12 protein-coding genes are annotated in these 13453 nt (G+C 53.5%); 4 read left to right on the top strand and 8 right to left on the bottom strand.

The annotated features are described in order from the left end of the window. Positions 1-19 precede the first annotated feature (19 nt). From PCI15_RS03955 to PCI15_RS03980, 6 genes are all read right to left on the bottom strand, one after another. On the bottom strand, positions 20-730 hold the full coding sequence (locus PCI15_RS03955) for an HAD family hydrolase (protein ID WP_271273069.1): 711 nt from the start codon (positions 728-730) through the stop codon (positions 20-22). Positions 731-766: 36 nt separating this feature from the next. Then, complete coding sequence (locus tag PCI15_RS03960; RefSeq protein ID WP_271273070.1) at positions 767-2503, bottom strand: Na/Pi cotransporter family protein; 1737 nt, start codon at positions 2501-2503, stop codon at positions 767-769. A 123-nt stretch (positions 2504-2626) separates the two neighbouring features. Next, on the bottom strand, positions 2627-4261 hold the full coding sequence (locus PCI15_RS03965) for an ABC transporter ATP-binding protein (protein WP_271273071.1): 1635 nt from the start codon (positions 4259-4261) through the stop codon (positions 2627-2629). Further along, a complete protein-coding gene (locus tag PCI15_RS03970) occupies positions 4258-5154 on the bottom strand; it encodes an ABC transporter permease (RefSeq protein ID WP_271273072.1) in 897 nt (298 codons plus the stop codon). The genes PCI15_RS03965 and PCI15_RS03970 overlap by 4 nt, the downstream gene beginning before the upstream one ends. A gap of 19 nt (positions 5155-5173) precedes the next feature. Further along, positions 5174-6142, bottom strand: coding sequence for an ABC transporter permease (locus PCI15_RS03975; RefSeq protein ID WP_271273073.1), 969 nt, complete (start codon positions 6140-6142; stop codon positions 5174-5176). A 3-nt stretch (positions 6143-6145) separates the two neighbouring features. After that, complete coding sequence (locus PCI15_RS03980) at positions 6146-7735, bottom strand: ABC transporter substrate-binding protein (RefSeq protein ID WP_271273074.1); 1590 nt, start codon at positions 7733-7735, stop codon at positions 6146-6148. Positions 7736-8334: 599 nt separating this feature from the next. Between PCI15_RS03980 and PCI15_RS03985 the strand changes: the two genes are divergently transcribed. Then, complete coding sequence (locus PCI15_RS03985; RefSeq protein WP_271273075.1) at positions 8335-9267, top strand: LysR substrate-binding domain-containing protein; 933 nt, start codon at positions 8335-8337, stop codon at positions 9265-9267. Positions 9268-9341: 74 nt separating this feature from the next. Here the strand turns inward: PCI15_RS03985 and PCI15_RS03990 are convergent, their stop codons facing one another. Further along, positions 9342-10583, bottom strand: a complete 1242-nt coding sequence (locus PCI15_RS03990) for an alkaline phosphatase family protein (RefSeq protein WP_271273076.1) — start codon at positions 10581-10583, stop codon at positions 9342-9344. Between the two features lie 267 nt (positions 10584-10850). Between PCI15_RS03990 and bufB the strand changes: the two genes are divergently transcribed. Genes bufB through PCI15_RS04005 form a run of 3 tightly spaced genes read left to right on the top strand, consistent with a single transcriptional unit; the run spans position 10851 to position 12810 of the window. Continuing rightward, positions 10851-11693: an MNIO family bufferin maturase gene (bufB, locus tag PCI15_RS03995; RefSeq protein ID WP_271273077.1), complete on the top strand. Its 843-nt coding sequence runs from the start codon at positions 10851-10853 to the stop codon at positions 11691-11693. Then, on the top strand, positions 11683-12447 hold the full coding sequence (locus tag PCI15_RS04000) for an HvfC/BufC family peptide modification chaperone (protein ID WP_271273078.1): 765 nt from the start codon (positions 11683-11685) through the stop codon (positions 12445-12447). The genes bufB and PCI15_RS04000 overlap by 11 nt, the downstream gene beginning before the upstream one ends. Before the next feature lie 42 nt (positions 12448-12489). Further along, positions 12490-12810 (top strand): BufA1 family periplasmic bufferin-type metallophore, encoded by a 321-nt coding sequence (locus PCI15_RS04005; protein ID WP_271273079.1) that lies wholly within the window; start codon positions 12490-12492, stop codon positions 12808-12810. A 53-nt stretch (positions 12811-12863) separates the two neighbouring features. On the opposite strand, the gene PCI15_RS04010 is transcribed toward PCI15_RS04005, so the two are convergent. Next, positions 12864-13451 (bottom strand): hypothetical protein, encoded by a 588-nt coding sequence (locus PCI15_RS04010; protein WP_271273080.1) that lies wholly within the window; start codon positions 13449-13451, stop codon positions 12864-12866. Between the last annotated feature and the right edge of the window lie 2 nt (positions 13452-13453).

Below are 13453 nucleotides of genomic sequence, written 5' to 3' on the forward strand. Positions count from 1 at the left end.
AGATGCCGTAAGCAGTTGCTTATTGCAAGCGGTCGAGCAGGGCAGGGATTTCGTTAATGTTATTCAGCACGTGGTCGGCGTGTTCGCCGAGCAGCTGAGCGGAGCTGGTTCCGGTCAGGACGCCAATGGCCATGCCTGCTTCGGCGTTTCGGGCCATTTCAATATCGTGCAGGTTATCACCCACAACAATCACTTCTTCGGGCTTCAGTCCGGTTTCTGCACAGAAGCCGTTCACCATGCCTGCGCCGGGTTTAATGCCGTGGCCGGTATCGTAGCCGCAGATGAAGTCCAGTTTATCCAGCACGTTAAACCGGCCCAGTGAGCTGTGAATCCCCTGTTCGCTGTCGCTGGTGGCAATGCCCAGTTTCAGGCCTCTGGCACGGAACAGGTCAAACAGTGCACCCAGGTCCGTCACCGGTACGCTGTGCTCGGTACTGCCTTGCTGGAAAATAGTGTTCAGTTCATCGACCAGTGCATCATCCAGCGGACGTTTGATGAACGGTGCCCAGTGTTCTGCTATTTCCCGGTTACTGGCGGCGGCCAGTACAGAGCCTCCCAGAATAATATCCTGTTCTGCGTCATAGCCGGTAGCTGCCAGCATTTCAGCAGCTGTCTGCTCATCGCCACCGGCCATTTTTTTAGATGCTTCATGAATCAGCGGTAACCATGAAGCCATGAAGTCGATGAGTGTGCCGTCTTTATCGAAAAGTAAGCCTTTGTACTGGGTCATAATTATTGTCTTATAGAACTGAGTGTGGATTTCGGATCACTGCGACGGTTTTGTGTCGGGCGTGGCAGTGGCTATTTTTTTTTCTTCCTGAACGCTGCTCTGTTCCGGTTCCGGCGTCTGCTGACGGCGTAACCGGCTGGCACGTAATTCTCCGGCCCGGTCAAGGATCGGATAAGCAACGGATGCCAGGTGTGAATTAATACGTTTGATGTCGCGGAGAATATCCAGAAACAGCGCGCTGTCTGTGGCTGGAGAATTCACCTGTTCCCGCAGCCGGCGCTGATGGGTGTTGATGGCCTTATTTTCCATCTCGCGAATGGCGGTTTTCTGTTCCAGCAGCTCCCGGGCGTTACTGACCCGACCATTCATTAACACCGTAAAGGCCAGCTTCATGTTGTTCTGAGTTGCTTTATGCAGGTCTTCAATGGCGCGCATATCGGCGCTGGCGAACTGAATATTCTGACTCAGACTGCGGGATATCAGATCCGCCAGGCTGCTTTCGACAATGTCGCCCAGGTGTTCAAGGTTGGTGGTAAATGACATGTACTGATTACAGCGGCGGCGATTCTTTTTACCCAGGTCCCGGCGGCTCAGCTCAGTCAGATAGAGCTTGATCTTTTCGTGATATTCGTCGACCAGATCGTCGGACTGGGTGATTTTCTTCAGGGCAGTGCTGTCCCGCTGTTGCAGGGCTTCAATGCTTTTATTCACCATGTTGTCCAGCAAGTCTCCCATACGCAGTACTTCACGCATGGCGTTAGACAGGGCAATGGCCGGATTGTTCAGTGCAGAGCGGTCCAGATAACGGGGTTTAATGCTGTTGGCGTCTTCTTCCCGTTCCGGCAGGATCCGGGTCACCAGCCTTGCCGCCGGATTCACCAGAGGCAGGAACAGCACCGCAAGGCCGACGTTAAACAGCATATGGAAGTTAACCAGTTGGCGGGCCGGAGACGCACCTAACTCCGGTAACCAGGCCGTCACAATGCTCAGCATGGGGAGCATCAGAAGGACGCCGACAGCACGGAATATAAGGTTGCCCAGTGGTGGCCGGCGAATGGCAGGTTCCGCACGCATAGTGGAAAGAATGGCCGGCAGTGCGCCGCCCAGGTTTGCCCCGAGTATCAGAACGAAACCTACGTGCAGCGGCAGTGAGCCGGATGCCCCCAGTGCCACAACCAGCAGCACCGTTGCCAGGCTTGAATGTGCCAGAAAGCTGATCAGTGCGCCGATCAGTACCGCCAGCACCGGTTCATCTGCCAGTGAAGACAACAGGAACTGAATGGTAGAAGAGTCCCGCATTGGGGAAGAGGCCGTGACAATCAGCTGCAGCGCCAGCAGCATCAGGCCAAGGCCAAGAATGATCTGGCCCAGGTGTTTTTGCCGCTCACTGCGGGCATTAAAGTACAGGCAGACGCCAGCAAAGATCAGTACCGGTTTGAGCAGGCTGAGGTCCATCGACAGGGCCTGTGCTACCAGAGTGGTACCGATGTCTGCGCCGAGCAGTAACGCCAGTGCCGGTGCCGCTGACAGCCCCTGAGCGGCAAATGAGCTTGCCAGCAGTGCGGTTGCTGTACTGCTTTGCAGCATACAGGTGACACCGATGCCAACGCCAAAGGCCTTAAAACGGTTATTCATGCTGCGGCCGAGGTGCCGTCGCAGCTTGCCACCGTAGGCGCTGATGATGCTGGTCTTGACCATGGTCAGGCCCCAGAGAAGCAGGGCGACGCCACCGAGAAGATTGATCAGAACTGTTGTGCCGACCGCTGAATGCATTATGCCTGTACCATGTTGAGTCGAGTGTCTCCTGCCGGTTTGCCGGTAGTCAGATAAATATGGATGGGCCCGGCCTCTCCGAGAGAAGCCGGGTCAGTAGCCTGATAATTCCCGCTGGGAAGATCAGTTTCCTGCCGATTCCATCCGGCGTGTACTGAGGACTTTTTCCAGCCAGCCCAGCTCCATTTCCGGTACGGAAGAGAGCAGCAGGTCGGTGTAGTCATCAAAAGGTGGTGACAGCACGCTGTCTTTGTCGCCGAACCGCATCAGCTTGCCCTGATACATCACAGCGATGGCGTCAGAGATTGCCCGGACAGTGGCGATATCGTGCGTGATGAACAGATAGGCAATATTGTGCTTCTTCTGTAAGCGTAGCAGCAGACGGAGGATGTCATCGGCGACCAGAGGGTCGAGTGCCGAGGTTACTTCGTCACAGATGATCATTTTTGGCCGGGCTGCCAGTGCCCGGGCAATACACACCCGCTGCTTCTGACCGCCGGAAAGTTCGGCCGGATAACGGTCGATAAATTCTTCACCAAGCTCAATCTGCTCAAGTAATTCGATAGTCTGCTTACGCTGTTCTGCGCCACTGACACCGAAGTAGAAGCCCAGTGGACGGCCTATAATCTGACCGATGGTGTGCCGCGGGTTCATTGCCACGTCAGCCATCTGGTAGATCATTTGCAGTTCACGCAGCTGTTCTTTATTCCGGGCTTTAAGTGCGGCTGGTAAGGTTTCTCCGGCAAACTCAATGCTGCCGGACATCGGTGGTAACAGGCCGGTAATCACTCGCGCCAGTGTCGATTTACCGGAGCCGGATTCACCAACAATAGAGAGGGTCTGACCCGGCTTCAGGAACATGCTGACGTCGTGCAGAATTTTATTCTTGCCGTCGTATGCCGCATCGATCTGATTAATTTTCAGAATCGGTTCCTGGTCACAGGGGGCGGCCTGTTCTTTTTCAATACCCCGGACGGTTACCAGATCACGGGTATAGGTTTCCTGCGGGTTATTAATGATCTGATCAGCGCTGCCGTACTCAACGGTTTTACCGTGTCGCAGTACCATGATGTCATCAGAGATCTGAGCAACAACGGCAAGGTCGTGAGTAATATACAGGGCTGCCGTACCGGTATCCGCAATCGCATGTTTGATGGTCGCCAGCACGTCAATCTGGGTGGTTACATCCAGTGCGGTGGTTGGTTCATCAAATACGATCAGGTCCGGTTTGGAACACAGCGCCATTACTGTCATGGCGCGCTGAAGCTGGCCGCCGGATACCTGGTGAGGATAGCGGTCACCAAAGTTGTCAGGGTTAGGCAGGCCTAACTTGTGATACAGCGTGTTGGCATAGCTTTCCGCTTCACTGCGGCTCATCAGCTTATGTTCCATCGCTGATTCGATGATCTGATCGCCCAGACGGTGAGCCGGGTTGAAGGCTGCTGCGGCAGACTGGGCAACATAAGCGACCCGGGCACCGCGTACCTGACGGATCTGGCTGTGGTTGTGGGCGAGAATGTTCTCGCCGTTCAGCCAGACTTCGCCGCCGCTGATATGACAACCACCACGGCCATAGGCCATGCTGGACAGGCCGATGGTTGATTTACCGGCACCGGATTCACCGATCAGGCCCAGCACCTTACCTTTTTCAAGGGTGAATGAGACGCCCTCAACAATGGTAAATGTCTTGGCGGGTTTTCCCGGCACATGGCTGGTGACCGATATTTGCAGGTTTTTTACGTCGAGTAAGGTGCTCATTCCCGGCCTCCTTTCAGACTGCTGGTACGGCTGAGAATTGAATCCACAACAAGGTTAATACTGATCGTCAGGGTAGCGATGGCCGCGGCCGGAATCAGTGCCGCAGGAATGCCGAAGACAATACCGTCTTTGTTTTCCTTAACCATGCTGCCCCAGTCGGCTTCAGGTGGCTGAACGCCTAATCCCAGGAAGCTCAGGGTACTCAGGAAGAGTACCGCAAAGGCAAACCGCAGACCGAATTCAGCAAACAGCGGTGAAAGGGCGTTTGGCAGGATTTCGCGGAAAATAATCCACAGGGTACCTTCACCCCGCAGGCGGGCCGCTTCCACGTAATCCATTACCACGATATCGACGGCAACGGCACGGGACAGACGGAATACCCGGGTTGAATCCAGTACCCCCATGATGAGGATCAGGAACAGCATGTTTGCTGGCAGTACGGACAGTACCACTAAGGCAAAAATCAGTGTTGGGATCGACATCATCAGGTCATTCAGACGGCTCAGTACCTGATCGGTGTGGCCACCGGTAACCGCTGCCAGGAAACCCAGAAAGGTGCCCATGAAGAATGACAGCAGGGTGGCTGCACCGGCTATAAAGAAGGTGTTACGGGCGCCGTAGATCAGGCGGGACAGAATGTCCCGGCCGAGCTGGTCGGTACCCAGCAGGAATTCACCGGACATCGGTAACCATACGTCACCGACAATTTCTTCCTGTGTATAAGGGGCTACCCATGGCGCAAAGATTGCCGCCAGCGCAAATATAACGAGGCACAGCAGGCCAATACGGGCCCCCCACGACAGGTGGCTGAGGAATTGCGCCAGCCAGTTTGGCTTGTGTGGTGCAGCTTTAGCTGCGCCGGTGCCGGTTAAGTCAGAAGCAGTTGAGTTCATTATTTTTCTTCCTGGCCTCTTATTTCGGGTGACGCAGACGCGGGTTTGCAACGATCGACATAATGTCGGCAAACATATTCAGCAGGATATAGATCGCTGCGAATATCAGACCGGTGGCTTGTACCACAGGTACATCCCGTTTGGTCACGTGGTCAACCAGCAGTTGTCCCATGCCCGGGTATACGAAGATAATTTCAACCACCACTACACCGACAACCAGATACGCCAGGTTCAGTACCACAACGGTAATGATCGGCGAAATGGCATTCGGAAATGCATGGCGGAAAATAATCTTGAAGGGGCTAAGGCCTTTCAGTTCAGCTGTTTCAATGTACGCGCTGGACATAACATTAAGAATCGCTGCACGGGTCATCCGCATCATGTGGGCCAGTACAACCAGAGTCAGGGTTGCGCAGGGCAGAGCGATGGCGGTCAGTTTTTCACCCCACGACATGCCGTCGTAGATGATTGAGCTGGACGGTAGCCAGCCAAGATTAACTGCAAATACCAGGATCAGCAGGTAACCGATAAAGAATTCAGGCAGTGAAATAGCGGTGATCGTCGTAATGGAGATCAGCTTATCAACCATACCGTTGCGGAAGTGAACCGCAATCATACCAAGAATGACGGCCAGCGGGACGGCAATAATTGCTGTGCACATCGCCAGGAACAGTGTGTTGCCAAGACGTCCGCCGATCATATCGCCGATGTCGCGACCACTGCTCAGGGAATTACCCAGGTCACCCTGTAAAATACCACCCAGCCAGGACAGATAGCGTTCCAGTGCCGGTTTATTAAGGCCCATGTCGGCCCGCAGGTTTGCCAGGGCTTCAGGGGTGGCGCTCTGGCCAAGAATACTCTGCGCAACGTCGCCAGGCAGCATTTCTGTGCCGGCAAAGATCAGTGCGGAGATCGCCAGTAAGAGCCCGAGGCCAAGCGCAATGCGCTTGGCCACAAGGGCGGTCAGTGAGTTAGACGCAAGAACCATGGTTTATGCCAACCAGCAGCGGATCAGTGCGTAACCGTTAGACATTTCTGCAGAAGGGTCTTTCACGTAACCGTGAACCTTCTTGGAAACGCCGTCGATGAAGTCGTTGAAGAACGGAATCATCGCACCACCGTCGTCACGTACCATACGGCCCATGTCGCTGTAGATCTGCTTACGGGTGTCACGGTTCACTTCTACACGTGCCTGAGACAACAGTTTGTCGAACTCAGGACGGCGCCAGTTAGTGTCGTTCCAGTCAGCGTCAGACTTGTAGGCAACGGAGTACATTTCGTCCTGGGTGTTACGGCCACTCCAGTAAGACAGGCAGAATGGCTGTGCATTCCAGACGTTCGACCAGTAACCGTCAGCCGGTTCACGCTTAACTTCAACCTTGATGCCGGCTTTGGCAGCTTGCTGGCTGAACAGGATTGCCGCATCAACCGCGCCGGAGAAGGCCGCGTCCGAAGTACGCAGAACAACCGGGCCGCTGTGGCCGGACTTCTTGTAGTGGTAGGCCGCTTTATCCAGATCCTGAGTACGCTGTTCAATAGATTCATCAAACAGGTCGTAAGCTGAGTTGATCGGGAAGTCGTTACCGACAGTACCGTAACCCTGCAGAATACGGGAAACCATATCTTCACGGTTAATGGCATATTTCAGTGCCAGACGCAGGTCCAGGTTGTCGAAAGGTGCAGTATCAGCGTGCATCAGGAATGGGTAGTGACCCTTACCCTGAGTGTTCTCAATGGTGATGTTCGGCAGGCGGGTCATCAGCTTGGCGGTCTTCGCGGCAACCTGGTTAGCCATATGAACGCTGCCGGACTGCAGGGCAGACATACGGGCGGTCTGGTCATTCATGACACGGATTTCAACGGTGTCAGCGTGACCCACGTTGTCGTTCCAGTAGTCTTTGAACTTTTCGCCAACGTGACGGATTCCCGGCTCGTTAACAGTCACAACGTAAGGGCCGGTACCGATACCTGCGTTAGGATCGTCAAAACCACCGCCTGGCTGAATGGTCAGGTGGTAATCAGACATCAGGTATGGCAGGTCAGCGTTACCTTCTTTCAGTTCCAGAACAACCTGGTACTTGCCATTGGCTTTGATGTCTACGATGTCACGCATGATGCCCAGCGCGCCGGACTTGGTGTCTTCACCGGAGTGACGTTGCAGGGTTTTAACCACATCGTCGGAGTCCATTTCTTTGCCGTTGTGGAACAGCACACCTTTGCGCAGGTTGAAGGTCCAGGTTTTGGCACCGTTGGATGGCTCCCAGGAGGTGGCCAGGTAAGGAACCGGCTCACCGGTAGGGGTAATGTCTACCAGGGTTTCACCCCAGGTACGCAGGAAGCTGTATGGCACTTTTGAAGCGTTCAGTGCAGGGTCAAGTACGTCAGTTGAACTGCCGCCTTTCAGGCCGGCAATCAGGTGGCCGCCTTTCTTCGGTGTTTCTGCTGCCAGAACACCCTGGCTCAGCAGTGTGGAAGCCAATGGAGCGGCAACACCTACGGCTGCTGCATGGCGCATGAACTCGCGGCGGCTCAGACGGCCTTTCGCCGCTTCAATTGCCAACTTATTTAAATCGTGTGACATGTCTACCTCTTTTTTTATTCAGTTAAGTAGCCGGTGGTCACCGGTATGCATAATCAGGCCCGGCCCCCTGTCTTTTCCTGTTCCGAATCACCGGATGTTGCTGGCGTTTACGGAAGGGGCGGACGGTTGCTGAACCTGTTTAGCTAAAGTAATTATTCTTATCCTGAACAGCGACGTACTTGCTGTCATTTCAGGTGTCCTCAATAGTGGCAAATTAACGATAGCCTAAAAAGCGAGAATTTCGGAACAAAAACTTTAGTTTTACTAAAGAAAGCTGTCATTTTAATGTAATAATACGGTGTTAAACGAAAGTGATTTTTTAGCTTAAAATACTTTACTATCAATATGTTAGTATTATTAATGAAATATTACAAAAATATGAGTATTTGATTTCTGTCAAATTAATAAAAAATAATTTTCCAGAAAATCTAATAAAATTGTTGTGCTTTCATTGTCGCGAAGAGACGCCTGAGTTACATTCTAGGCAAATAAGGGTTTGTCTGTTTCCGTCACATATACGGTTTTTTCCGTCCGGATAGCTTCTGGTGATGTAAACCGGATGCCCGTTTTACAGATTCATACATGGGAGATTACTTCGCATGCAGCGACCGAAAAAACCGATGCCACCTCTGAATGCTTTGCGGGCCTTTGAAGCCGCAGCGCGGTTGCAGAGTCTGACAAAGGCTTCTGAGGAGTTGTTTGTGACCCAGGGAGCGGTGAGCCAGCAGGTAAAGCTGCTGGAAGAATATCTCGGTGCGCCCCTGTTCACCCGTAAATCACGGAAACTGCAGCTGACGGATCTGGGGCGTTCCTATCTTCCGGTACTGACGCAGGCGTTCAGTAATATGCGGGCCAGTACCCAGGAGTTGTTCGATACCTCGCATCAGCCGGTGTTGCAGATTAAGTCCGGTACAACCTTTGCGCAGCGCTGGCTGGTTGAACGTTTACCCAAATTTATGGCGAAGTATCCGGAATACCGGGTGCGGTTAAAGACATCAGTCTGGCCTAACGGTGAGAGCGTTGATGGTGTTGACCTTGAAATCTGTCATGGCTACGGGGATTTCTCCGGTTCGCTGGTGCAGCGGATTATCAAAGAACACTGGCAAGTGGTGGCCAGCCCGGAGTTTATGGAAAAGTATCCGGGGAGCCATCAGTTAGACCGGCTGATCGAAATGCCACTGATCAGCATTATGGGCTATCGGGAGGGGTGGCATAGCTGGTTTGGTGAGCAGGGGTTGGTAGAGCTTCAGCCGATGACCAGTTTTGAGAGTGATAATACCACGATGGCGATTGATATGGCCGAAGCCGGTGTGGGGGCGTTATTGGGGCTGAGTGGTCATTTATATGAACCGTTACAAAATGGCCGCCTGATCAAGGCGCATGAATATGAAATGGAAGCGGAGTGTGGCCATTATCTGGTGCTGCCAAACCGGCCGATGACAGCTAAGGTGGATAACTTCTGCCGTTGGATGCTGGAAGAGTTAGAGCAGCATCCGTGTAAAGATAATCTGGACTGGAATCTGAGTCTTTAAATGACTGAAGGTTACTCATAAAAATCCCGGCCTGTGCCGGGATTTTTTGTCTGTTATCGCGCAGTATGCCGTGATCAGACTGCCTTGAGAATGGGCTCAACCGTCCAGTCAGTTTCCACACCCATAATCGCAGCCATGGTCGGTGCGACCTGAACAGCCGTTGCAAAATCAACTTCCATTTGCGGTACATTCGGGCCGGCAAAAATACAGAAGCGGTTGTCTTCAGGTGTGCCCGGGCGCATACCGTGATTGGATTTGTACTTGGATGCCCCGCGAATGGTGCCTGTGCCCATGACGTCGGCTTCGAAGCTGACATATTCTCCGGCCGGGCAGGTAAAGGCGATCAGCGTGTCATGCAGGTCTGCCGGGATAAAATCTTTCGGCATAATTTCCATGCCCTGTGCCAGCAGCTGTTCGGTGACGGTTGTTGCTTCTTCGTCAGAGCGCGGTGCAACCATCAGTACGCTGCCTTCGCTGGACCAGCGGCAGCCTTCCGGCAACAGCAGGTCGCAGCGTACTGCGTCAGGCATAGCCGCGTGGCCGTGGTCACTCATGATGGCGAAGTTGTATGTGTCCAGCGTGCCATTGCTGCGTAACTGGGTCATCAGCGCACCTACCTGGGCATCAGCGGTGCGCAGGGAGAGTTCCGTTTGCGGATGTTCAGTGCCGTACTGGTGCAGGTAATAGTCAGTGATACCCACTTCCAGCATGATCAGGTCCGGCGCATCGGCGCCAGCCAGCGTGGCGGCTACCTGCATCAGTTGGTAATCCGCCAGCATACCCAGGCTCAGCGTCTGTTCCCGGTCTGCAATAGGATCAACCATCTCGTCAATGTTCAGGCCCAGTTGTGACAGCCGGTTATCCGGATCGAGGTTTTTTCCGGTGAGACGCCACTGTTCATTGGCCGGATGCGGCTCGTTATCACGGCCCCGGCTCATGACATCATTAACCCACCAGGGTTTGATGAACAGGTTGCAGTCTTCCGGGCGAACCATGCCGTAGCCGACATTCACAACGTCACCACCGGCTTTACGGGCGAAGCCTGCCAGGGTTTCGCCGCGCACATCATAGGGATTCGACCAGCGGAAAACATCACCGTCCCAGATTTTATTGCCGTACACGCCATGTTCTGCCGGCGGGCGGCCGATGATCATTGACGTCCGGCCCGGGAAAGACGTCCCGCAGATTTCCGGTGTCAGTTCTTTTACCTGACAGCCCTGTCTGGCCAGCGCATCCAGATGGGGAAGCTGATCACGCATCTGTTCAAATTTACCGGCACTGATGCCATCGATCATGATGAGAATGAGTTTGTTCATAATTGTGCTTCTGGGGTCTCAAGGGTTGCACTTGTCTTATTTTCGCTAAGCATCCAGCAAAACGGTTTGGGAATAAAGTCAGAAAAGTGAATCTTTATCATTAGAGATAATAATGTTACCGGATGCGCAGTATGGGCAGTCTAGCCGTAAAAGTATTCAGTTTTGTTTCAGACTGCATATTTAGCATGGTTAGCAGTAAAAAATGTGCTGCATGAAAGCATCTCTGCTTTTGTGCTGAGGACGCAGTTGCAGTGCAGAGGAGTTTTTATGCAGGTGAATGAAACAGCTTCAGTAGGCCTTGGGTTACGGCAGGCTCATTATCAGGCTGTTATTGACCGGGCGCCCTCCGTCGGATGGTTTGAAGTTCACAGTGAAAATTATTTTAACCCCGGTGGCCCGAATCATTATTTTTTGCAGCGTGTCCGTGACCATTACCCGTTGTCGCTGCACGGTGTGGGTCTGTCGGTGGGCTCAACGGACCCGCTGGATATGGAATATCTGGCATCCCTGAAACAGCTGATCGAACAGTATGAGCCTTTCCTTGTATCGGATCATGTGTCCTGGAGCCGGCATAACGGCGAGTATTTTCCGGATCTTTACCCGTTACCTTTCACGGCCGGGGTGATTGAGCATCTGGTTTCCCGTATTCAGCAGGTACAGGAGTATCTGGGCCGGGCACTGATACTGGAAAATGTTTCCAGCTATGTCACGTTTACCGGGTCAGAAATGACCGAGTGGGATTTCCTGAATGAAGTGACTGCGAGAAGCGGTTGTCAGTTGTTACTGGATGTGAATAACGTTGCGGTGAACAGTTGTAATCATGGTTTCGGGGCGGAAGATTTTATTGCCGGGATCCGGGCAGGCAGTGTGGCGGAAATTCATTTGTCAGGTGCCACCCATAAAATGATCAATCAGCAGCCTTTTATTATCGACAGTCATGATGCCGAAGTGGCAGACGGCGTATGGGCACTGTATCGCCAGGCAACCGAGCGTTTTGGTGTGCTTCCCAGTCTGATTGAGTGGGACAGTCAGATGCCTGACCTTCAGGTGCTGCTGGATCAGGCAGCAATTGCCGCGCAGATTCAGGGAGGCTGTGTTCATGCTGGCTGAATTACAAAACAGTTTTATAGCTACCCTCAAGCAGCGGCAGTTAACGGACTTTGCTCCGTCGCTGGTGTCCTCTGAAGTGTCGGCCACCGACCGTATGAATATCTATGCCAATCATCTGGGGCTGACGCTGAGAGAGTTGCTGACGGCTGCTTATCCGATACTGGCAGCGCAACTGGAGGAAGATGAATTTACCCGGGTGTGTGTCAGTTATTGCCAGCAGCGGCCCATGGCGAAGCCGGAGGCCTGGACATTTGGTGAAGGTTTTGCCGAGGTGATGGCGCAGGATGAGGCCCTTGCTGATCAGCAGCCATTAATTGATCTGGCGCGGATTGAGCGGGCTGCGCAGCAGTGTTTTTATGCCGCTGATCAGACGCCGCTGGCCGCCGATGCGCTGGCGGGGATGGATGCAGAAGCATTGTGTAAGGTGCGGTTTTATCTGCTGCCCGGTGTGCAGTTGCTGGCAGTGGATGCCCAGGCGCTGGGGTACTGGCAGTTAGCACAGAATGGAGGATTAACGAAACAGCATGTGTTACCGGGCCGGCAGGCTCAGTTGCTGATTCAGCGTTTGCCCAGTGGTGAAATAGGCGTGACCGGGCTTGATCCGGCTCTCTTTCTGTTTATACAGCTGCTGGCGGCGGGTAATGATTTTATGAGTACGTATGAAGAGGTGTTACAGCACTTCGCCGATTTCTCCGTACAGGAGGCTTATCAGTACTGCATCACTGCAGATGTGTTTTCTAATCAGTCGGGCTGAAATGATTAAGTCAGGACTGGATATTCAACAGGAGTCAGGAAAATGAAAGATAAAAATAAACTTGCCTTGGCATTACTCTCTGCCGTTGCTTTGCAGGGCTGTGCAACGGTAGAAGCGCAGTCGGGTAGCCAGGCCGCTGCCGCCCAGCCTGCGTCTTCGGCCAGCAAAGAGACCCAGAAAGCGGTGAGTAGCAGTGGGAAAACGAAGTATGAGAAATGTTACGGCATTGCCAAGGCCGGTGAAAACGGTTGCCGTTCAAATGGTCTGAGCTGTTCCGGCCATTCAACCAGTGATCGTCAGGCGAATGCCTGGATTCTGGTGCCTAAGGGGTTATGCGATAAGATTGCCGGTGGCCGTTCATAAGGGCCGGGCAAATAAAAAAGGGGATCAGTGATCCCCTTTTTTAACAGGTGTTGTCAGCGGCGCCGGTTGCCCATAAACAGCATCGGAATACCCATCGCCAAACAGGCGCTGAACAGTGCCGGGTCCTGCCAGTGTGTCAGCAGCGCACCCTGACTGAAAGCCGTTAAGCCTGCTGCAACCAGTGCGCTTCCTGCCAGCAGTAGCTGCCGGTTGTGAGCCTGTGGTTGCCGGACTGCTGCGTATAGCAATGCAGCGGAAGCGGCCAGAGCGATCAGTTGTGCGTACTGTGTACCGTACTGCATTTGCCGGAGCAGTTCGAAGAAGGCAAACAGGCCGATCAGCCAGCGTCCCCAGGCAGGCTTTGTCCAGACTTTCTCCAGGCTCAGGGCCACCGCGGCGGTGGCGATGAGCGGAATACCGGCAAAGTAGGCCAGATTTTCCAGCATTTGCCGCAGTGTGAAGAGGTCTTCGCTTTGCGTGCCAATTAACAGCTGAGCCGCTGCAGACAGGGCAATAAACAGGCTGCTGAGCGCCAGCACCTGCTGATTAATGCCTGCAGTCGGGTCAGCGGTCTGGCGATGTTGCCAGACTGCGGAGTAACCACTGCTGAGGGTCAGCAGTAACAGTGTCACAGAGGTCATTG

This window comes from Aliamphritea hakodatensis (genome assembly GCF_024347195.1).
GTDB lineage: Bacteria > Pseudomonadota > Gammaproteobacteria > Pseudomonadales > Balneatricaceae > Amphritea > Amphritea hakodatensis.